The organism is Mediterraneibacter agrestimuris (genome assembly GCF_943193195.1).
Lineage (GTDB): Bacteria > Bacillota > Clostridia > Lachnospirales > Lachnospiraceae > Schaedlerella > Schaedlerella agrestimuris.
The window spans coordinates 13,967-35,525 of record NZ_CALPDG010000040.1 but is presented as its reverse complement, the minus strand read 5'-3'; the positions used below and the strand labels follow the sequence as shown (position 1 = coordinate 35,525).

At 41.2% G+C, this 21,559-nt stretch carries 15 protein-coding genes, 3 pseudogenes and 1 other annotated feature; of the genes and pseudogenes, 4 read left to right on the top strand and 14 right to left on the bottom strand.

Features of this window, described 5'->3' with window-relative positions:
* Nucleotides 1-135: 135 nt before the first annotated feature.
* Nucleotides 136-285, top strand: a pseudogene (locus tag NFS18_RS15390) (IS110 family transposase); the annotation flags it as partial.
* A 67-nt stretch (nucleotides 286-352) separates the two neighbouring features.
* Here NFS18_RS15390 and NFS18_RS15385 read toward each other — a convergent pair.
* The 9 genes and pseudogenes from NFS18_RS15385 to NFS18_RS15345 all read right to left on the bottom strand — a co-directional run bounded on the left by NFS18_RS15385 (nucleotide 353) and on the right by NFS18_RS15345 (nucleotide 10,088).
* The gene (locus NFS18_RS15385) at nucleotides 353-613 is read right to left on the bottom strand and encodes a hypothetical protein (RefSeq protein WP_251391885.1); all 261 of its coding nucleotides are present in this window, start codon (nucleotides 611-613) and stop codon (nucleotides 353-355) included.
* A 153-nt stretch (nucleotides 614-766) separates the two neighbouring features.
* Nucleotides 767-1,108: pseudogene (locus tag NFS18_RS15380) on the bottom strand (DEAD/DEAH box helicase family protein); the annotation flags it as partial.
* A 497-nt stretch (nucleotides 1,109-1,605) separates the two neighbouring features.
* Nucleotides 1,606-1,955: pseudogene (locus NFS18_RS19815) on the bottom strand (PDDEXK nuclease domain-containing protein); the annotation flags it as partial.
* Between the two features lie 295 nt (nucleotides 1,956-2,250).
* Nucleotides 2,251-3,819, bottom strand: coding sequence for an ADP-ribosylglycohydrolase family protein (locus tag NFS18_RS15370; RefSeq protein WP_251391884.1), 1,569 nt, complete (start codon nucleotides 3,817-3,819; stop codon nucleotides 2,251-2,253).
* A gap of 3 nt (nucleotides 3,820-3,822) precedes the next feature.
* Complete coding sequence (locus NFS18_RS15365; protein ID WP_251391883.1) at nucleotides 3,823-4,503, bottom strand: DUF4433 domain-containing protein; 681 nt, start codon at nucleotides 4,501-4,503, stop codon at nucleotides 3,823-3,825.
* Nucleotides 4,500-5,012 (bottom strand): 3'-5' exonuclease, encoded by a 513-nt coding sequence (locus tag NFS18_RS15360; protein ID WP_251391882.1) that lies wholly within the window; start codon nucleotides 5,010-5,012, stop codon nucleotides 4,500-4,502. Before NFS18_RS15360 ends, NFS18_RS15365 begins: the two co-directional genes overlap by 4 nt.
* Before the next feature lie 15 nt (nucleotides 5,013-5,027).
* Complete coding sequence (locus NFS18_RS15355) at nucleotides 5,028-5,912, bottom strand: UvrD-helicase domain-containing protein (RefSeq protein ID WP_251391881.1); 885 nt, start codon at nucleotides 5,910-5,912, stop codon at nucleotides 5,028-5,030.
* Between the two features lie 495 nt (nucleotides 5,913-6,407).
* Entirely contained in the window at nucleotides 6,408-8,840 is a 2,433-nt protein-coding gene (gene leuS / locus NFS18_RS15350; RefSeq protein ID WP_277613643.1) for a leucine--tRNA ligase, read from the bottom strand.
* A 119-nt stretch (nucleotides 8,841-8,959) separates the two neighbouring features.
* Nucleotides 8,960-9,243, bottom strand: a binding site (T-box leader).
* 62 nt (nucleotides 9,244-9,305) lie between these two features.
* Entirely contained in the window at nucleotides 9,306-10,088 is a 783-nt protein-coding gene (locus NFS18_RS15345) for a ZIP family metal transporter (protein WP_251391880.1), read from the bottom strand.
* A gap of 206 nt (nucleotides 10,089-10,294) precedes the next feature.
* On the opposite strand from NFS18_RS15345, the gene NFS18_RS15340 reads away from it, so the two are divergent.
* Nucleotides 10,295-10,717: a hypothetical protein gene (locus NFS18_RS15340; protein ID WP_251391879.1), complete on the top strand. Its 423-nt coding sequence runs from the start codon at nucleotides 10,295-10,297 to the stop codon at nucleotides 10,715-10,717.
* 302 nt (nucleotides 10,718-11,019) lie between these two features.
* Here the strand turns inward: NFS18_RS15340 and NFS18_RS15335 are convergent, their stop codons facing one another.
* From NFS18_RS15335 to NFS18_RS15320, 4 genes are all read right to left on the bottom strand, one after another.
* Complete coding sequence (locus NFS18_RS15335; protein ID WP_251391877.1) at nucleotides 11,020-12,630, bottom strand: CvpA family protein; 1,611 nt, start codon at nucleotides 12,628-12,630, stop codon at nucleotides 11,020-11,022.
* Between the two features lie 87 nt (nucleotides 12,631-12,717).
* Entirely contained in the window at nucleotides 12,718-14,163 is a 1,446-nt protein-coding gene (locus tag NFS18_RS15330; protein WP_251391875.1) for a TrkH family potassium uptake protein, read from the bottom strand.
* A 12-nt stretch (nucleotides 14,164-14,175) separates the two neighbouring features.
* Nucleotides 14,176-15,534 carry a Trk system potassium transporter TrkA gene (gene trkA / locus NFS18_RS15325; protein WP_251391873.1) on the bottom strand — a complete coding sequence of 453 codons (1,359 nt, stop codon included), beginning with the start codon at nucleotides 15,532-15,534 and terminating at the stop codon, nucleotides 14,176-14,178.
* Between the two features lie 244 nt (nucleotides 15,535-15,778).
* Nucleotides 15,779-17,854 carry an elongation factor G gene (locus NFS18_RS15320; RefSeq protein WP_251391871.1) on the bottom strand — a complete coding sequence of 692 codons (2,076 nt, stop codon included), beginning with the start codon at nucleotides 17,852-17,854 and terminating at the stop codon, nucleotides 15,779-15,781.
* A gap of 261 nt (nucleotides 17,855-18,115) precedes the next feature.
* Between NFS18_RS15320 and NFS18_RS15315 the strand changes: the two genes are divergently transcribed.
* Nucleotides 18,116-19,234 carry a prephenate dehydrogenase gene (locus NFS18_RS15315; protein WP_251391869.1) on the top strand — a complete coding sequence of 373 codons (1,119 nt, stop codon included), beginning with the start codon at nucleotides 18,116-18,118 and terminating at the stop codon, nucleotides 19,232-19,234.
* A gap of 57 nt (nucleotides 19,235-19,291) precedes the next feature.
* Nucleotides 19,292-20,593 (top strand): 3-phosphoshikimate 1-carboxyvinyltransferase, encoded by a 1,302-nt coding sequence (aroA, locus tag NFS18_RS15310; protein ID WP_331477718.1) that lies wholly within the window; start codon nucleotides 19,292-19,294, stop codon nucleotides 20,591-20,593.
* A 78-nt stretch (nucleotides 20,594-20,671) separates the two neighbouring features.
* On the opposite strand, the gene folK is transcribed toward aroA, so the two are convergent.
* Nucleotides 20,672-21,508, bottom strand: coding sequence for a 2-amino-4-hydroxy-6-hydroxymethyldihydropteridine diphosphokinase (gene folK, locus NFS18_RS15305; protein WP_251391867.1), 837 nt, complete (start codon nucleotides 21,506-21,508; stop codon nucleotides 20,672-20,674).
* Nucleotides 21,509-21,559 lie beyond the last annotated feature (51 nt).

Sequence of the window (21,559 nt, the reverse complement as noted above, 5' to 3'; positions counted from 1 at the left end):
AATGAGAAATATTCAGAAAAAAAGCAAAGGAAAAGAATAAATTACTATAGTCCGCGACAACGACAAAAATCGCTGTAACCCAGTAAACACAAGGAATACAGCGATTTTTCTTTTTCTTAACTGTCAAAGATGGGATTATACCACATGCTCAAAAATAGTGAGAATTATAATTCAGATTTATACCAAAAATCTGATATTCTTCCGACAACTCGTGAAATCACGATTGAGCAGGCGATTTTAATGGCTCAGTTTCAAGGTTTCCGCATCAAGTCAGCAACGAAATAACCTGTAACTTTGTCTACATATTCAAATTTCAAAGCGGCCACCGTAAGATGGCTTTGTTGTGATGCGATTAAGGTAATGGATAACCTCTACTTTTCATTTTCAATCTTCCACCTTCATTTTGAACTACCGAGAAAAACTCGGTAGTTGCTTCTGCGTCCAATTCTTCTTTATAAATATTTTTCAAATGCAACGAAATATTATCTGTTGTACAATCAAATAATTCTGCCATTACTCTTTGCGTGATCCAAAATGTTTCTTCTTTAAAAATGACGTTCACATAAACATTTGTATTCTCTAACTGATATAATATAATCTCATGCTCCTGCATAGCTCCCACCTCTCCAAATTGTACGACATATTATTTCTACCATATAAACAATGGATTTTATCTATATGGTGTTGCATAATCCATTACACGAATCCAGGTCACAAACTCTATCCATCCACCTAGTGTTATTTCGTCCATAATCCCCATCTTGTCCACAAAATACTCCACTGCATTCTCAGGGAACATCTCCTTGAATTCTCCGTAGAGCTGCGCCGCAAGCGTCTTGTTATGGGCGATAACCAGCGTTGGCTTCTGCAATTCCTGAATGACATTCGCCATCGTAAATGTCTTGCCGGAACCCGTAACCCCTAGTAAAGTCTGAAATTGATTGCCCTCTTTGAAGCCTTTGACCAGTTCTGCAATGGCCTGCGGCTGGTCGCCTGTGGGCTTGTAGGGGGCTTGTAATTTAAAAGCATGCCCGTCCTTTGGGCTGCTTTTATGAGCAAGTAGCTGACTATTGTCAGCGGATTGCGAATTTCCTCTCTTATCTGGCATATGAAAACCTCCAATTTGTGACCGAAAAAAGTTTGCCTATTCGCCCGAAATTCGTGTAATTTGATTTTCGATTCGTGTAAAATGGGCTTGCAAAGCTGGCGAATAAGCGTTAAAATAGCAGTTACACGAATGCAGGTCACATTACGCAGTATTCCGTTGGGAAAACCGTATTTTTGAAACGAAACAACACTGAATAACACCAACCAGTACAGATAGTATTATCCAGTCATTTGGTTTTTCATTATAACATATAAGTCAAAAAAATACAGACCAAAATCGAACTTCTGTTCTGTGCTTTTTTATACCTTATCGAACGGTAGTCCGCCCGCCCCGGGCATGTATACGGGATGCCCGGATGGGTATATCTTTTTATGCGATTTAGTTATGCCAGTATTTTAGTTTCATGTGAAAAATCCTCTGATTTGTTCTATATATTAAGCTATCTATTCTTTTTCATTCATTAACTGTTGCAATTCTTCTTTACTTGGAAGCACCGTTTAATATTTGCTCGCAAATATCTGATTATTTTCTTTTGGCAAAATCATTTCTACCACCGCATCTTTCTTATCTTTACAAATAATGATGCCAATTGTCGGATTTTCATCCTCAAGCTTTACTTTTCTTTCATAATAGTTAACATACATTTGCAAATTGTCTATCAGATGTTTTTCCAATTTAGTTTTTGAATAAACAGTTTCTTCCGACAATCCGATAAATTCCAGAACATAGGGATCTTTAAAAATGTCATCCTGTTTTCAACCTGCTGCCCTTCCAAAGCAAGGCGCATTACCTTCTCTTTCTCTCTACTTAATGCGAGTCTTTTTTTAATAGTATGCTGGAAGCTTCTAAAACTATATACTCCATACCATGATTAAGTGCCCTGTAAGACCTGTTCTAATCTGACGGACAAGGCAGCATTTAATTTGCCGGAAACAACAAGCATAAAAAATAATCGCCTCTGCTCTAGTAAAGTAAAGACGATTATCTTTTAATTCCTATATTTCCCGGAGCGGATAGGTTTCGGCTATCTTCTCCAGTCCTAAGTATGTCCGCAACATAGTTCAGCCATCTGGTCTATAGAAAGCCAAACCGTATCATGATCGAATGTTACTTCTAAAACATATAGCAATTTAATAACACTATTAAACCCGGTTACTATCTTTCAGTCCTGTTACATATTTTCCTATTTGTTCTACAAATAGTTGATCAACTTTATATTTTTTAGAAAGATTTTTGCTTGTTTCTTTGCCATCAATCAAGTCTTTAATAATTTTCAAAACTTTACCTATGGTAATATTCGTTTTAAATTCTGGATTTCCAAGTAATTCTGATACGTCCATCAAATTCAGAACGAATTTTTTCGATTCTTTAGGTATAACTTGCTGAGGTGTTGACACTAGTTTTTTTAATTGATGAGATTGTATAGATATATTTTTAGGCTGAAAAGTTTTTGTGTATATAGTTTGCCCAAGTGCGGTCTGCCACTTGTCGATTATTACGATACCATTCTTTCCATTTGGAACACTACTTGATTTGATAAATCGCATTTTACCAATAGGTGTAGCATTCCATTGATTATTTTGAGTTTTTGCCTCTGCGACTTCTTTTTTGGTAGCTTCCTTTTTATTGTCTGCCATTAGTAATTCCGCCATTTGAATGAGACAGTTATAATCTTGAACTTCTCTCCATTCTGTCGGGATCCAATCTGTTCCGCTAAGCATTCCCAATAATCCACCTGTAATAGACGCAATAGTATCGGTATCAGCACCAAATGAGAACGCAGGGATTTTTATTCCAAGAGAAGGGTTATTTGCATATCTCGAAGTTAAATAGATGGCAGCTAATATAGCAACATCTCCGGCACCATTTGATTTATCGAAGCATTCTAACTTAGTCAGTACTTTTGTATCATCAAGAATTAACCCTTTTTTTAGCGAAGTTCCTATAAATTCAAGTTGTTTTACCATACGGGCGCACACATTTTTCCATTCTATCAAAAAGTCATATTCAAGATTTTGTTGGGCAATATTAAACCATTTTTCAAAGATATCCGATTCTGGAACTGCCCCCCAAACATTCTGGCCATCTATTACAGCAGCAACAAGTTCGCCATATTCAAGAACGGTTTCTTTCTTCAAAAGATACTCCAGCGCATAGGCATAACATGTTGCACCTAAAAACGCACGAGGATGACCGTGAGTTATAAGAGTATCCTTCATAACATCCGCTATTAGTTTCGCAGTATTGGGCGTTTTTGCAGATGCAATAACATGGGGTAAAATACGCATTACAGCACCATTGCCGCCAGCATTATAGTAGTCTCGAGTATAACGGGATTGCCATAACAAAATTCCTTTTTCGCATGATTTGGCTGCTTTTAGCAAAGCGCCTCCCCCTCCACGCTCGTAATTTAACCAGAAAGGAAGTTCTTTTTCTGCAAAAAATGTCTCCCAGTCACCAGCAATAATGCTTCGTGCCACAGCCAGTGTCAGTTGCGTATCATCACTGTACTCGCCGGGCAAAATCTTCTCATCATGCCACCGCGGATTATTAGAACTGCGAATCCACCCAACAAAATTATCCATGACTTTTGGTTTTTTTGCTCTGTTTTTAGAACGCGGTTCATTAGGCCACCCTAATGCATCGCCAATAGCCGTAGCTAACATAGCACCTTTACATTTTTCCAGTTGAGTCGGTATTTTCATAGACATAATTTAAACCTCCTCTGACCATTCACATCGAATTTCATTTGGTGAACAACCTTTTTTAATCATATTGCTCCATTCCGTAGTCAATACATCTGGAGCAATATATATGCTTATATACTCCACACCATACATTTTTAAAATCGAATAGACACGTCCTGCAACATCCTCGTTACCAACGGCAATGCCCTTGATATATTCTCGTGGAATACTATTTTCTATCAATATCTCGGCTTGTCCGTCTGTTGGACAGCAAGGAAGCATTTTTGATGTTCTTGGATAATCAAAAGTAGAAACGGTAGAGGCAAAAATGGAATCTATATTATCCATGTTTTTGCTTATATAAGCTCCATTTTCCTTACTTGCATTGCAAGGACAAAATTTTATGTTTTTATATTTTAGTATGCTCAAATCAATATACAAAACAACCCACTCTCTAAAAATTTTATCCAAATTATTCTGCATAGCTCTTTTTAAAAACCACGAATTTGGGTACTGTACAGAACAACATACAAAATCCAATTCCCCGTCATAGCGTGCGGTATCATTTACATTTTTCGTATCTTGGCGTATTGAACTGCTAGCTAAAATACCCTCTACAGAAGTGATAATATGTGTCAGGTTTTGAAACTTTGTAAAATGACATAGTCGAGTAACGCCGCGTGTTGTCAAAATATCATATGCACTCATGACAAATCCTCCTCATCATAGAAATCGTAAGTATCTGAATCTCGTGGAAATAAAGGCGACAAATTTCCACAGTAGGTCATATAAAGACCATATTTTGATCGGGTTACGGCAACATAAAGGAGTTTTATTTCATCTGCATACGTTTCCTCAATAGAAACAGCGCTCGAAATCATATCAGGATCCGGGAACTTATCCTCAATTAGATATGGAATAAATACGTTGTCAAATTCCAACCCTTTCGCAGCGTGAAAAGTTGTAAGATATACTTTCTTTAAATGAGCAAAACCAGGAGTTTCTTTATTAATTTCTATTGCTTCACAACCTCTTTTTTTTAGCAAAGGTAAGAAGATAGCAATATCAGCCCTATTTCTGCAGACAATGACAGTAGACGATGTTTTTCCTATCGCTATTGCACGATCTACAATCCAATTAATTTCATGTTGTTTATGGGAAAACTCTATCAATATTGGCTTTGGTCCTTCTGCAATCTGAGAAGCTGCTTCTACCATATCTTCATCTTGTCGCTAGTATTTATTTCGGGTTATGGATTTTGCAAATGCTGTAATTGTTGCAGGATTGCGATAATTTACGTCAAAGCGCCATACTTTATTGATATCTATACCAGAATCACGCCATGACAGGCGACTACCATAGATTTGTTGTGCAACATCCCCGAAAAATGTAAGTGAGCCGTTATCTGCTACAGACTCTACCAGTGACTTAATCATCATTGGCGAAAAATCTTGCCCCTCGTCTATAATAATATGTGTATATCTCCGTTCACTATCGTCATTTCGCAATTCATTAAAAACATATAGTGCCAAGTCATCCCAATCATATTTTTTACCGTCTGCTTCGCGCAATTCTCGATATCTTTCATATACTTCAAAAACCCATTTCCTATTTTCACGTTTAATATTTGCAGAAGCGCGCCCAATACGTTCCGCTTCTTTATACTCGGTAATACCTGAAAAACCAAATCTTTCTATAAATGTAATTTCCTCAATAAAAAATTCTAAGGAACGCTTAAAAGTCGATTCTGTTGGATATTTCTTTTTAAAATAATCCAAAGCCTGCTCTATGTAAGATACTTTTTCATCCGGGTCTGCAATTCCGTTCCAACGTGGCATTTTACCACGACTATTTAAATAGCCGCGAGCAAATGTATGATAATTTTCGACCACAAGCTTTTGAGTTTGATAATTACTTAGCCCACGCATATATTTAACCAATGCCCCATTAAATGTAACAAGCAACACCTTGCCACCATTAGGAATGTTGGCAAGATGATGAGCACGCAGCAAAGCAACGGTTGTTTTTCCGCTTCCAGCCGTTCCTAAAACAACAATATGTCCTTTTGCAGGAAGTGCCATAACCTCTTCCTGCTTTCCTCTTGGTTTGATATTCATTGTTTACCCCTCCAATACATTTTGGTATTATAAAATTTTACAGTCTTATTTTATTTAAAACCTTATATTTACAAAGGATTTCACCACTTTTATTTTACAATTTTATTTTCCATAATGAAAAACCACTTCTCCACTGCTTTTATAGTTCATATCAGATATTAAAATTATAGTAGAACAGCATCTAATTTACAATATATAATTGCTTATAAAGTGAAACAGTCAATTTTACATAAATTTTCAGTCGTGTATTAGAAATCGGTTGAATTCCTTATCTCCCAAACTGCTAACCATATTTATTTTTTGTCGTAATAATACGGTTAGGGCATGAATCACCAACAATCACATTCAAAACCTTCTCGCACTTATTTCCATTTACTCCAAACGAGATTGTGAACAAAATTAAGAAAGCATGAATAATGGTATCCTTTCAGTATCAGCGAATATAAAGCAAGAGCCTACTCCCAATATTTACAAGGGAAAAGGCTCTTTTTATTACTATTTCTGAACAATATTTATAATCTTCTTCGGCACATAGATTTCTTTCACGATCGTGCCTGTCAATTTATCTGCAACCGCTTCTTTACCTGCTGCAATTGCTTCTTCTTTTGTTGTCTCAGCCGGAATGCTGATAACTGCTCTTGTCTTTCCGTTAATCTGCACCGGAACTTCAATCTCATCATCTTTCATTGCATTCTCATCGTAGGCCGGCCATCCCGCACGGAATACACTCTCTGTATGACCTAACTGCTCCCACATTTCTTCTGCAAAATGCGGTGCAAACGGAGAAAGTAATACTGCGATCGTCTCTAATGTTTCTTTATCAACGCCACCTGTCTTCTTCGCAAGGTCGATCAGCTTGTTGTTATACTCCATGAATCCGGAGATAACTGTATTCAGGCTGAATGTTTCCAGACGTGTTGTGATATCATAAACCATTTTGTTGCGGATCTTCACCATTTCTTTTGTTGGCTCTACATTCGCCTCTTTGCTGTCCAAAAGCAGGTTCCAAAGACGTTTCAGGAAACGGTTTACACCATCGATTCCTCTGTCATCCCACTCTGCGTCTAGCTCCGGCGGTCCTACAAAGAGTTCGTACATTCTCAGGGAGTCACAGCCATAATCGTTGACCAGTGCGTCTGGGGAAACTACATTCCCTTTAGATTTACTCATCTTGATTCCGTTCTTTCCGGTAATCATTCCCTGATTGAACAATTTATGGAACGGCTCATCAAAATCAACCACGCCGATATCATTCAAAAACTTCGTATAGAAACGTGAATACAGCAAATGCAATACTGCATGCTCCACGCCGCCGATGTACATATCTACCGGAAGCATTTCGTCTGCTTTCTCTCTGGAAACCAGTTCTTCGTTATTGTGGCTGTCTACATAACGCAGGAAGTACCATGAAGATCCCGCCCATTGCGGCATTGTATTTGTCTCACGTTTTGCAGGCTTTCCGCAGACTGGACAAGTACAGTTTACCCACTCTTCAATTCCCGCAAGCGGAGATTCCCCGGTTCCTGTCGGCTCATAGGAATCTACCTCCGGCAGACGAAGCGGAAGTTCTTCTTCCGGCACCGGAACATTTCCACAGTCCGGACAGTGAATGATCGGAATCGGCTCACCCCAGTAACGCTGGCGGGAGAATACCCAGTCACGAAGTTTGAAGTTCACAGTTGCTTTTCCGATACCACGCTCTTCGATAATATGCGGCGCTTCCTTTTTCAAAACTGCTGATTCCTTTCCATTCCACTCACCGGAATTGATCATTGTACCGGAAGCCTCTGTATAAGCCTCTGTCATATTTTCAATTTCTACTCCGTCCTTTGCGATTACCTGAACGATCGGAATATTGAACTTCGTTGCGAATTCAAAATCACGGTCATCGTGAGCCGGTACACACATGATTGCGCCTGTACCGTAATCAGCCAATACATAATCGGACAGCCAGATTGGTGTCTTGGCGCCGTTCAGCGGATTGATTGCATAACTTCCCGTAAATACACCTGTCTTCTCCTTATCCTGAAGACGGTCTACATTAGATTTCATAGATGCATCGTAAATGTATTTCTCCACTGCTTCTTTTGTCTCTTCTGTCGCAAGAGAAGCTGCCAGTTCATGTTCCGGCGCAAGTACCATGAAGGTTGCGCCATAAAGCGTATCCGGTCTTGTTGTATATACCGTAATCTTCTCGTCTCTTCCATCAACCGGGAACTCTACTTCTGCACCATAAGATTTTCCAATCCAGTCAGACTGCATTTTCTTTACTTTTTCCGGCCAGTCCAGTTTGTCCAGATCATTCAGAAGGCGGTCTGCATATGCAGTGATCTTCAGCATCCACTGACGGAGATTTTTCTTGGTCACCTCAGCGCCGCAGCGCTCACATTTTCCATTGACAACCTCTTCATTTGCCAGACCTGTCTTACAGGACGGACACCAGTTAATTGGGAACTCTTTCTCGTATGCCAGACCTTCTTTAAACATTTTTACAAAAATCCATTGTGTCCACTTGTAGAAATCTGGATCTGTTGTATTTACTTCCATATCCCAGTCGTAAAGAGCTGCGATTTCGTTAATCTGCTTCTTGATATTTTTTATATTCTCTGCTGTAGAGATCGCCGGATGTACCCCCATCTTGATCGCATAGTTTTCCGCCGGCAGACCGAACGCATCCCATCCCATCGGATGTACGATGTAGTATCCCTGCTGGAGTTTATAGCGGCTCCATACATCTGAAATGACATATCCTCTCCAATGCCCTACATGAAGTCCGTTTCCCGAAGGATATGGGAACATGTCCAGACAATAGTATTTCTGCTTTTTGCTGCCATTTTCATCAACTTTTGGGTTCACGGGGTTCTCTTCCCACTTTTCACGCCATTTTTTTTCGATTGCCTTATGATTGTAGACAATTCTTTGTGCCATTTTACCTTCCTACCTTTCTTAAATGATAAACAAGAAATATCACTTCTTATTCTCTCCGTCTGCAGAAGAGTGGCTTTTGCGCCATTTCCACATTATAAAAAGCCTTTTGTCTCATACGCTTAAGAGACGAAAAGGCTTTGTTTTCCGTGGTACCACTCTCATTCACTTAATACCGCTGTCTTTCGCAGCCGCTGTATCAAATGCACTCATTTCTTCTGTAACGGGAAGTTCCGCTTCTGCTTACTCCTGCTCTGCCGTCTTATCTTCTAATACCTCTGCGGCACATAACACTTTCACCAAAAGAACTCAAAGGCCAGTTCAAAGCTTTTGTTTCCTGCCTCGCACCTTACGGCAGTTCTCTGAAAAACATATGACTTCTACTATTCCTTATCTTCGTCTTTCTTATATACCTGTTTATTATAAGAAGATTATACGGAGAAGTCAAGAAAAAAAGAACGATTCTGATTATCCAAGAGCTACATCCAGTATCATCATCAATGTAAACCCAATGGCTACGCCAATCGTACCGATATTCGTATGTTTTCCCATCTGAGACTCGGGAATCAGCTCTTCCACCACAACATAGATCATCGCCCCTGCGGCAAATGACAGCAGATACGGCAGAACCGGCACAACAAGACTGGTCAGCAAAATGGTGCCAAACGCTGCCAGAGGTTCCACAACTCCAGATACCGCTCCATACAGAAATGCTTTTCCTTTTGTATATCCTTCGCTTCTAAGAGGCATGGAAATGATCGCTCCCTCTGGGAAATTCTGAATCGCAATTCCCATTGACAAGGCAAATGCGCCTGCAAGCGACATCATTGTATTCCCCATCATCACTCCCGCAAATGTCACGCCGACTGCCATTCCCTCTGGTATATTATGCAGCGTAACGGCAAGGACGAGCATTGTCGTTTTTTTTAAATTTGACGGGAGTCCCTCCGGGGCATCTTCGTTCAAGTGTAAATGTGGGGTTAATGTATCCAGCATAAGCAAAAATCCCATTCCCATCAGGAAGCCCGCTGCCGCCGGAATCCACGCAATGCCGCCCTGCTCTTCGCTCATATCGATTGCCGGAATCAGCAATGACCACACAGATGCCGCGATCATCACTCCCGAGGCAAACCCCAATAATGCCTTCTGAAGCTTTTCATTCATCTCTTTTCTCATAAAAAAAACCATTGCTGCTCCCAGCGTTGTCCCAACAAAAGGAATCAATATCCCAATCCAAACATTTCCGTTCATTTGCACTTCCTCCATCTGTATCTATTCTGTAACCGTTATCTTATCTTATGCATCAACAGGCGTTTTGTCAACTGACCTTTTTTGATTTTTCTTTGTATTTTTCCTTTTTTTAGTTGTAGGCAGCACCGGTTTAGTGTATAATAAATTTAAGAAATTTGAGCAGTTGGATTACTCAAAAATACATCTACATAAAGGAGAGATTCGCTATGGTATATTTATTGACAGGTCCAAAGGGCAGCGGAAAAACACAGCAAATGATTGAACTCGCAAACGAAAAGGTTAAGACTTCCAATGGGAATGTCGTTCTCATCAAGAAAAGTCACAGAGACACAACAAGCGTTAACTTCAGTATTCGTGCAATCTGCATGGATGATTACCACGATATCACAACTTTAGAAGAACTGGTTGGATTTTTATATGGTATGGTTGCCGGCAATCATGACATTGATATAATTTTCATTGATGGCATTCTGAAGCAGGCAGACATCACCCTCGACAGTCTCCCGGATTTCCTTGCGAAAGTCAGCAAGATTTCCAAAAACGATAACATAGAATTCTATATCAGTGTCAGCGCAGAAAAAGAAAAGATTCAGGGAATCGAAAGCCCTGACTTCCAGGTGCTCAACTAACTGATAATTACATAAAAGAACACTCTGACTGTAAATCATACTTTATTACTTCTGATTTCTGACAGAGTGTTCTTTTTTTACTTTTTACTCTTCCTCAGCAGACACTTTTACTGTCTGCTTTTCGTAACAGTTCAGCACAGGACTTAGCACTTGCTGCAAAGTCCGTAAGAATACGTGATGTAGAATAGAATCCGCCCTTTCACCGTAGGTGAACTTAAAATAGGGCGGATTCAGTTGCCAAGCATGCGATAAAACAGTCCGTGGACTGTTTTGAGTAACAGCGCAGCCAAAAGGCTGAACTGTTACCGCTTTTCTCCGTTCAGGGACAATACTGTATTGCTCTTTTCCCCTTTTTTGTACTCAATTGTCACTTTATCACCTGCATCATATTTAATAATATCGATGAAGTCTGCAACTGACACGTCAAAAATATCATCAGAGTCTTCCAACATCACATAGTAATGGGAATTGCCGTCAATAACACCTTGTGCAATCTTGGTAATGTTACCCGTAATGGTTTGGATTTCCCTTGTATCCTCTGCCACTACTTTGATTCCATTCTCGTACATCAGATCAGTGTATACACGCTCACATTCACTTACCGTATCACCAATTGCTACAATCTGGTATTTCTGTACATTTACCATGGCATACTTCTTTACCAATCCTGCATCATCCTTCAACGCTATAAAATACGTCGGCTCTCCGGAAATATTCAACAAAAGCGGGAACGTTGCCACATATTTCAAGTTCTGCACCTGTCCTTCCGCTGAAGACATGGCTGAGGCTTCTGTCGCACCCTCAATCTCATAGAACTTGGTTTCCATCGTTCTCTGATTCATCAGCACAAATCCAACATTGGATTGATCACCGCTCACAGAAGTCACACCTGTATATACCCACACATCATCATCAATTGCCAGATAGTTATAACCTGTCGTTGTCATCAGACAGTCACGTTGTCCAAGCACACTGTTGAAGTAACCATGCTTCAGACCTCCGTAATAATCATACAATTCAACCAAAAGATCCGCTGAATAGGCACGGTCGATCCACTCCGGCACATCATCGATCGCATAATCTTCTGTCTCTCCGGTAACAGCATTACACAATACCACACGTCCGACCGTTACACCGCCAAACAGACCGATATTGTACTTCTTCACCGGACAAATCCAATAAGGAACACCTTCATCATTAACCTCAAAACTCAGTTCATTGAAGATATAGGTCGGATATCTGAACCGCAAATGGCGGTAAATATTTCTGTTGAAGTGGTCGCTGGTTGTATACTTCATACCTTGTTCCAGCTTCACCAGCTCTGTATTCTGAGTTGCCATATCAATCTTGATATATGCCGGAATCCCTTCCTTCTGATTGGTAAACCATTTGATCAGACTGGCATATCGTAGCGGCGATACACGTACCGGACGATCCTGATAATTAATCTGGCTGTACCAGTTGTCTACCTCAAACTGAGATACCATATCTACCATGCTTCCCATTTTTCTGTTTCCGAGAATCATTGCAGAGTCCTTATCCAACAACGGAATCTGGTCAAAGGACAATTCCTCGATATCCTTTGTAAACTCACCCTCTTCTACGTTTAGAAGCTGCTGATATTTCTTTGCATTAACAATTGGTGAAGACAACAATGTTCCGATCAGATATGCGCCTACGATCACAATAAACACTGCGGCAATGATCTTCATTCCCTTTAGTTCTTTGATTTCATAACGACTTGGCTTCTTTTTGCTGATATACAAAGCAGCACTTATGATTACCAACACGATCAAAAACATCCACAGATCCGATGAATGGATATTGACCGCAGGAAGAGACACATAGTAATATACCGCAGCCAAAACCAGAACTGCAATTACCGCTCCGATTTTCATTTTCAGATTTTTCATACATATTTCCTCTTACTTTCTTCTGTACTTGCGTACATCTTTATCTATTTTGAAAAACAGGAGTTGTTGCGTCCCTGTATCACAAAATCAAAATTTTCTTCTCCAGAGTCCTGGAGACATCAAAAGCAGATACGGGAAAATCTCCAGTCGTCCGATTAACATATCAAAACAAAACACCAGCTTGGAAAGTCCCGAAAACTTGTAAAAGTTTTCTACCGGACCTACCAGTGAAATTCCCGGTCCTACATTATTTAAGGTTGTCAGAACTGAACTGAAGGTTGTCGCAAAATCAAAATTATTAATCGAAACAATCAATACAGAGCCTATCATAATAAATATATAACAAATGAAATAAATATATACAGTCCGCATTGTATCATTTCCAATCTTTTTGCCGTTGACTTTTACAATCGTCACAGCCTTGGGATGAAGCATCCTCTTTACTTCCTGCTTTACACTTTTTAACAGGATCAGTATTCGCGACACTTTCATACCGCCTCCGGTCGAGCCTGCACAGGCGCCGACAACCATAAGGGACATCAGGATCATCTTAGACAATTCTGGCCAGAGATTGTAGTCTGCCGTCACAAAACCCGTTGTCGTGATCACACTGACCACCTGAAATGATGCATAGCGGAATGCATGTACAAGGTTTCCATATGTTCCGGCAATGTTAATACTGATGATCACTGCCGCCGCTGCAATAACTCCCAGATATACATGAAGCTCTTCGTTTTTCAGCATTCCTTTCCAGTTTTTCAGCCGTAGGAAGAAATACAAGTTAAAGTTAATTCCAAACAAAATCATAAACACAGTAATCACACCGTCAATATAAGCACTGGCATAATATGCAACACTGGCATTTTTACTGGAAAATCCACCTGTTCCCGCCGTACTGAAAGAATGCAGCAGCGCATCATAGAAGTTCATCCCGCCAAACATTAAAAAAATGACCTCAACAGCTGTCAGTATGAAATACATCGTATAAAGAATCCTCGCTGTGTCCCTCGCCTTAGGCACTAATTTGTCTGCCTCCGGTCCCGGAACTTCGGCACGCATCAAATGCATTGAGTTTTCATCATCCAGAGATGTCAGCATCATAACAAACACGAGTACTCCCATACCGCCAATCCAATGTGTAAGGCTCCTCCAAAAAGCAGTTCCCTTTGACAAGATTTCAATATCTGTCAAAATCGTAGAACCCGTTGTGGTAAATCCAGACACAGTCTCGAAAAATGCATCCAGATAGTTCGGAATCTCACCTGAAATAAAAAAGGGGATCGCCCCGAACAAAGACCATAAAATCCATGCCGAACCTACTACTACAAGTCCCTCCTTGGCATAAATTGTTTTAACTTCCGGAACCTTTTTCCCGAACATCAAGTAAACCAGCATAAGCACCGCTGACACTGCCAGAAATACAATTCCGTTTTTCTCTCCGTATATCCATGACACAAAAGCCGGAATTAGAAGTACTGCACCTTCTACTCCCATCATCTTGCCTATGATATACATAATCATTCTTTTATTCATCTCATCTTGCACCTACAATATAATTTCTTCAATATCCTTCATGCTTTTTTCCATCGTTACGATAAGCACGTTATCGCCAACCTTCATACAATCATCACCATTGGGAATGATAATCTGACGGTCCCTCACGATACAGGCAATCAGGTTGTTCGGTTTTGTAGATAAATCCTTAAATGGAATATTGGTATAATTTGTTTCTTTCTTGATGATGAACTCCAGCGCCTCTACTTTACCGTCTATCAACTGATACAATGTTTCTACATTGGCGCTGCTCTGGGAATTCTTTCTTGCACGGACATAACTCAGAATTGCGTCTGCCGTTGCCGTCTTTGCAGAAACAGTAGAATCCAGTCCCAGCTTCTCCACCATTCTTACCCGGTTGTCTTCATTGACCTTGGCAATGACCTTGCATACATTCCTGCTCTGTGCAAATAATCCTATCAGAATATTCTCCTCATCCATTCCGGTCAGTGCAATGACTGCATCCGACTCATCAATTCCTTCTTCTACCAGCAATTCATGATGAGTTGCATCTCCGCAGATAATCGTTGCCTTTGGAAGCAGTTCACAAAGTTCCTCACACCGCTCATACGTATTTTCAATAATTTTTACCTGCATTCCCATACTGCATAAACGCATCCCCAGATAGTAGCTGACACGCCCACCCCCGCATATAAGTACCCGGCGGATCTTCATCTTCCTGTGTCCCAGCTTTTCAAAAAAGCGGCTCACATCCTTATGAGACGCTGCAATATGCAGCTTGTCTCCGGTATGCATAACAAAATCTCCATTCGGGATCAGAACTTCATCCCCGCGTTCTACTGCACAGACAAGCACTTTGATTTTTAAATTTCGATATACCTCTGCCAGTGTCATTCCATGTAAACGGCTGTCTGCAATAATCGGAAATTCGACCAATTCTACTCTTCCTTTGGCAAACACCTCTACCTTACTTGCATTCGGCACTAAAAGCAGCCGGCTGATTTCACCTGCAACTGTCAGTTCGGGATTAACAGCCATACTCAGCCGCAGGTCTTCCTTTAGAATATTAATCTGTTTAAAATAAAGCGGATTCCGCACACGTGCGATCGTATGCTTTGCCCCCACACGGCGGGCGATCAGACAACTCAGCATATTGCACTCATCCGTTGATGTACACGCAATTAACAGGTCTGCTTCATCTACCCCTGCATTCTTCTGAATTTCTACACTGCAGCCATCTCCATGTACACAAAAAATATCCAATCTGTTGCTTGCATCCTGCAGTTTCCTCTCGTTATTATCAATTAATGTAACTTCATACTCTCCTCCAGAGAGGGTTTTGGCAAGCTTATACCCCACCTTACCATCTCCAATAATAACTATCTTCATTTTTGATTTTCCTTTACTTAGTTTCTGCTGTTTTATTCTTATTAAAATCCCTGTATTTTTTATACATTTTCAGGTGAAAGCAATTATACCACCTTTATCCGTAAAGTACAATGGTTTTCCCGTTTTCTACATTAACTTACGTAAACCATTTCCTAACACTTTTCCCTCTAAAAATAAAACTTTCTAACTGTAAAAGAGGGATGTTAAAAGTCACATCCCTCTCCAACCGTTCTGTTTATTCGATTTATTCTTCTGCTGCTCGTGCTGCAATTTCTCTTTCCTGTACATCAGACGGCGCTTGTTCATATCTTGCAAACTGATACTCGTAAGTTCCTCTTCCGCCAGTCATAGAACGAAGTACTGTACAATATCCGAATATTCCTGTCATAGGAATATCTGCCTCAATTACCTGCTTACCGCCCATAATCGGATTCATGCCAAGTACACGTCCGCGTCTCTTATTAAGATCTCCCATAACATCTCCGGTATAACTGTCCGGAACAGTAACCTTCAGAGAAACGATTGGCTCAAGCAGTACAGGACCCGCCTCCATGAAGCCTTTCTTGAATGCCTGAACAGTAGCGGTCTTAAATGCCATTTCAGAAGAATCTACTGGATGATAGGAACCATCATACAATGTAGCTTTCACACCAACTACCGGATATCCCGCCAAAGGTCCCTTCACTACAGAATCCTGAAGTCCTTTTTCAACTGCAGGGAAGTAGTTCTTCGGCACTGCTCCGCCTACTACCTCTTCCTCAAAGATATATGGAGTCTCCAGATCACCCGACGGCTCAAATCTCATCTTAACATGACCATACTGTCCATGTCCGCCGGACTGTTTCTTATACTTGGTATCTACATCAGAATTCTTGCGGATCGTCTCGCGGAAAGCCACCTTCGGTGTCTCCAGCGCAATCTCTACTTTGTATCTTGCTTCCAGCTTACTTGCAACAATCTCCAGATGCTGGTCACCCATACCATAGAGCAGCGCCTGACGGTTTTCACTGTCATTGACTGCTTTGAGTGTCACATCTTCTGCCATCATCTTAGCAAGTGCCTGCGAAACCTTATCTTCCTCGCCTTTTTTCTTAACAGTATACTTCATATATGTATATGGTGTGGAATAATCGGTCTTTGGATATAATACCTGTGTAGCCTTTGTAGAAAGCGTATTTCCTGTGTTGGTATTTGTCAGCTTGGCAATGGCTCCGATATCCCCCGCAAACAGTTCGCTTACCTCTGTCGGTTTGTTGCCGCACATGGTATACAGTTTGCCCGGTTTCTCTTCTGCATCTGTTGCCGCATTATAAAGCAGGTCATCCCCTTTCAATACACCGGAACACACCTTAACGAAAGAATATTTACCGATAAAAGGATCAACCATTGTCTTGAAAACATATGCTGTCTTTGCTTTTGAGAAGTCGTAATTCGCTTCAAACATATCGTTGGTTGTACAGTTCATTCCGAGACACTTTCTCCTGTCCGGACTTGGGAAGAAACGTACGATATCAGAAAGCAGATTGGCAACACCTTGCGCCTGTATATTAGATCCCATCGCAACCGGCACGATATCCCCGTCCATAACCTCAGTACGCATTGCTGCGCGAATCTCTTCTACAGAAAATTCTTCGCCGCCAAAATACCGCTCCATGAATTCTTCACTTGTCTCTGCAACCGCCTCCATCAGGGAATCTCTTAAAATCTCCAGATTCGGCTTACAGTAATCCGGGATCTCACACTCTTCTCTTTGTCCGATGCCTGTATATCTTCTTCCCGCATTCTTAATGATATTAATATATCCAACGAGCTTCTCATTCTCACGGATCGGCTGGAAATGCGGCGCAATCTTCTTACCATATCTTGCTGTCAGGTCTTCCACTACCTGCCGGAAACTTGCATCGTCTACATCCATCTCTGTCACATAAATCATACGCGGCAGATCATACTTATCACACAATTCCCATGCCTTCTCTGTTCCGACCTGTACACCCGCCTTACCGGACACAACAATGACTGCTGCATCAGCCGCGCTGACTGCCTCTTCTACCTCACCAACGAAGTCGAAATATCCCGGCGTATCGAGAATGTTGATCTTTGCCTTTTCCCACTCGATCGGCACGATACTTGTACTGACTGAGAACCCGCGCTTCTGTTCCTCCTTATCAAAATCACTGACCGTATTGGACTCTGATATCTTACCCATACGATTGGATACACCGGATACATAAAGCATAGCTTCTGCCAAACTAGTCTTTCCGCTGCCTCCGTGACCAAGCAATACCACGTTTCTGATTTCATCTGTTCTGTAAACCTTCATGCTGCTGCCTCCTTGTATGTCATATCTATGCAGACCACAATGACAATCATATAGGACCTTCCCTAGTAATGTTACCGGTCGAACTGTCTGCACGAACATGTTATGTTGATATTGTACTAAATTTTCATGCATATTACAACTATTTTATGTATTTTTCACAAGCAAATTGCAGACTTTTATAATTCTTGATTATCTTTACTTTTACAATTTAAAGTGATAGAATATTTTTATTCTACATTTTACAAACCGGAGGTCATCATTATGACTGCAAATACGAAGAAATGTTCTCCACAAAAAATTGGATTTATCGGTCTGGGACTGATCGGCGGTTCAATTGCCAAAGCGATCCGTCTCTACTATCCAGACTACGAATTGATTGCATTTGATAAAAATAAAGAGATGCTTGCCCTTGCAATACAGGACGGTACCATCAATACTACCTGTTCTTCCATTGACGAACATTTGAAAAACTGCAAATACATTTTCCTCTGTGCGCCAATTGCCTATAACGCGGCTTATCTGCACCGTTTAAAAGAATTGGCATCGCCTGACTGCATCATAACCGATGTAGGAAGTGTAAAAACCTCTATTCATAAAGAAGCCGAGTCATTGGGTATGAACGCACAATTTATCGGGGGGCATCCAATGGCAGGTTCAGAGAAAAGCGGGTATTCCAACGCAAAGGCACATTTAATAGAAAATGCGTATTATATTCTCACCCCGTCCAATGAAGTACCTAAGGAAAAAGCAGCAGAATTCCAGCGTTTTATCGAGTCTCTGCACGCAATTCCACTGGTACTTGACTATACCGGGCATGATTATGTAACAGGCGCCATCAGCCATCTGCCGCATATTCTTGCCTCCTGCCTTGTAAATTATGTCCGCCAGGCAGATAATAAAGAAGAATTGATGAAACGGCTGGCAGCCGGAGGCTTCAAGGATATTACACGAATCGCCTCGTCTTCGCCGATCATGTGGCAGCAGATCTGTATAAAAAATAAAGAAAATATTTCTGCTATCCTCGGTGAGTATATAAAAGTCCTAAAAGACGCAAAAGACGCCATCGATGCCGGCGAAGAGCAGGAACTCTATTCCATGTTTGAAAACTCCAGAGATTACAGGAATTCCATGCCAGACAGCTCTGCCGGACCGATTAAAAAGCAATTTGCCCTCTACTGTGACATTGTGGATGAAGCAGGAGGAATTGCTACCATTGCTACCATTTTGGCAAGCAACAATATCAGTATCAAGAACATCGGAATTATACACAACCGTGAATTTGAAGAAGGTGTGCTGCGAATTGAGTTTTATGAGGAAGAACCTTCTCTTAAGGCGGCAGAATTATTAAAAAAATATCATTATATCGTATATCAAATATAGATATTCCCTGTTTTTTCACGGAATATAAAAGAATTTACATGAAAGGACATTTCACATATGACATCACTGGAATTGAATGCCGTAACCGGCTTAAAGGGTACAGTAACTATTCCCGGAGATAAATCTATCTCCCACCGCTGCATCATGTTTGGCTCTATTGCCAAGGGTACAACAGAAGTCCACAATTTCCTAAATGGAGCTGACTGTCGTGCAACAATCGACTGTTTCCGCCAACTTGGAATACGCATTGAAAAGAAAGACGATGTGATTCTCGTTCACGGCAATGGTCTGCACGGTCTGCATGCTCCCAAAACGATCCTGAATGTAGGAAACAGCGGAACAACGACCCGGCTCATTTCCGGAGTCCTTGCCGGACAGCCTTTTGATTCCAAGCTATCCGGGGATGAATCTTTAAATTCCCGCCCTATGAAGCGGATTATGGAGCCGCTGACACAAATGGGAGCTAATATTACCAGTATTCTCAGGAACAACTGTGCTCCCCTTTACATTACACCGGGAGAACTGCATGGAATTCATTATAATTCTCCGGTTGCTTCTGCACAGGTAAAATCTTGTATCCTGCTTGCCGGACTTTATGCAGATGGAGAAACTGCTGTGACAGAGCCCAGCCTTTCACGCAATCACACCGAACTAATGTTGAAAGAATTCGGCGCTGACCTGCACACTTCTCATGCACTGGACGGTACCTCCGCAACTGTGTTGATCCGCCCCTGCAAAGAATTATACGGACAGAAAATCATAGTTCCGGGAGATATTTCCTCAGCGGCTTACTTTATCGCAGCAGGGCTGCTCGTGCCGGATTCGGAAATTTTAATTCAGAATGTAGGGATCAATCAGACCCGCGCCGGAATCTTAAAGGTCTGTGAAGATATGGGCGGTGACATTACCCTTCTGCGGGAGAGAACAGAAGGCGGCGAACCGATTGCAGATATTCTTGTCCGTACAAGTAAGCTGAAGGGAATTACAATTGGAGGAGATATCATACCGGCACTGATCGATGAAATTCCGGTCATTGCTGTTATGGCTGCTATGGCAGAGGGTACAACCGTTATCAAAGACGCGGCAGAACTAAAAGTGAAAGAAACTGACCGTATCGAAACAGTTACAGATAATCTGGCTGCGATGGGCGTCAATGTCACTCCGACAAGCGATGGAATGATTATTACAGGCGGCAGCACGCTTCATGGTGCTAATATCCATACACTTTTGGACCACCGGATCGCAATGGCATTCAGTATCGCTGCGCTGGTCGCAGACGGAACAACAAAAATACTGGACAGCCAGTGTGTAGATGTCTCATATCCAACGTTTTATGATACCTTTGAAGAGTTGTTATAACTTTTAATTAATTTTCGACAGGATAACAGAAAATGGAGCTGTTGGGAAAGTTTATTTCCCAATTGCCCCATTTATTTTTTATTCAGCGCCGCAAACCTTCTCCAGCATTTCTCTCACAGTCTTTCCATACACAGGATGGCGTTTATACGGCGCTATCTCGTGCAGTGGTTCTAAGACGAATTTCCGCTTATGCATTTCCACATGCGGAATGCACAAATCATTCTCTTCCACAATGAGATCATCATAGAAAATAATATCCAGATCCAACGTTCTCGGTCCCCAGTGTACAATTCTCTCACGTCCTGCTCCCAGCTCTATCTTGTGCAGCTCTTCAAGCAGTTCCTCCGGAGTCATAAGTGTCCGAAGTTCCAGACATGCATTCAGGAAATCGTCCTGCTCCACCATGCCGTAAGGCGGAGTCACATAATACTTGGAACATTTTGTAACGCTTGTATTTTGCAATGCATTTAACTGCCCTACTGCGTCATTCAGATATTGCCTGGAATCTCCGATATTAGATCCGAGCGCAATATATGCCATATGCCACTGCCGCTCAACTTCCACCGATACGGTTTCCAATGGAAGACCGATCGGCGCCCATGGTTTCTTTACCTCAATTCTCACTTTTTGAAGAAGGGGAATATTCACCAGCAGTTCTTCCGCTAGGGATTCGGCAACACGTTCGATCAACTGAAAGGTATGACACTTCATATAAGAATCTATAAACTGACTGACCTCGCCATAGTGAATGGACGCAGTCAGTTCATCTGTCCTTCCTGCTCTTCTTGTATCGGTATAGAGAGTTGCAGACACAAGAAACTTCTGTCCCAATTTATTTTCTTCCTGAAAAACTCCGTGATTTGCGAATATTTCCAGATTTTCAATTTTTATTTTATCCAGTGACTTCTTCGACATTGCTATTCCTCTTTCTTCCCAACATATTCTTGCCATTCCATCTCATCTATG

Coding starts and splice junctions, on each gene's coding strand:
- NFS18_RS15385 (WP_251391885.1), bottom strand. CDS start 613: ATGCAGGAGCATGAGATTATATTATATCAGTTAGAGAATACAAATGTT.
- NFS18_RS15370 (WP_251391884.1), bottom strand. CDS start 3,819: ATGTCTATGAAAATACCGACTCAACTGGAAAAATGTAAAGGTGCTATG.
- NFS18_RS15365 (WP_251391883.1), bottom strand. CDS start 4,503: ATGAGTGCATATGATATTTTGACAACACGCGGCGTTACTCGACTATGT.
- NFS18_RS15360 (WP_251391882.1), bottom strand. CDS start 5,012: ATGGTAGAAGCAGCTTCTCAGATTGCAGAAGGACCAAAGCCAATATTG.
- NFS18_RS15355 (WP_251391881.1), bottom strand. CDS start 5,912: ATGAATATCAAACCAAGAGGAAAGCAGGAAGAGGTTATGGCACTTCCT.
- leuS (WP_277613643.1), bottom strand. CDS start 8,840: ATGGCACAAAGAATTGTCTACAATCATAAGGCAATCGAAAAAAAATGG.
- NFS18_RS15345 (WP_251391880.1), bottom strand. CDS start 10,088: ATGAACGGAAATGTTTGGATTGGGATATTGATTCCTTTTGTTGGGACA.
- NFS18_RS15340 (WP_251391879.1), top strand. CDS start 10,295: ATGGTATATTTATTGACAGGTCCAAAGGGCAGCGGAAAAACACAGCAA.
- NFS18_RS15335 (WP_251391877.1), bottom strand. CDS start 12,630: ATGAAAAATCTGAAAATGAAAATCGGAGCGGTAATTGCAGTTCTGGTT.
- NFS18_RS15330 (WP_251391875.1), bottom strand. CDS start 14,163: ATGAATAAAAGAATGATTATGTATATCATAGGCAAGATGATGGGAGTA.
- trkA (WP_251391873.1), bottom strand. CDS start 15,534: ATGAAGATAGTTATTATTGGAGATGGTAAGGTGGGGTATAAGCTTGCC.
- NFS18_RS15320 (WP_251391871.1), bottom strand. CDS start 17,854: ATGAAGGTTTACAGAACAGATGAAATCAGAAACGTGGTATTGCTTGGT.
- NFS18_RS15315 (WP_251391869.1), top strand. CDS start 18,116: ATGACTGCAAATACGAAGAAATGTTCTCCACAAAAAATTGGATTTATC.
- aroA (WP_331477718.1), top strand. CDS start 19,292: ATGACATCACTGGAATTGAATGCCGTAACCGGCTTAAAGGGTACAGTA.
- folK (WP_251391867.1), bottom strand. CDS start 21,508: ATGTCGAAGAAGTCACTGGATAAAATAAAAATTGAAAATCTGGAAATA.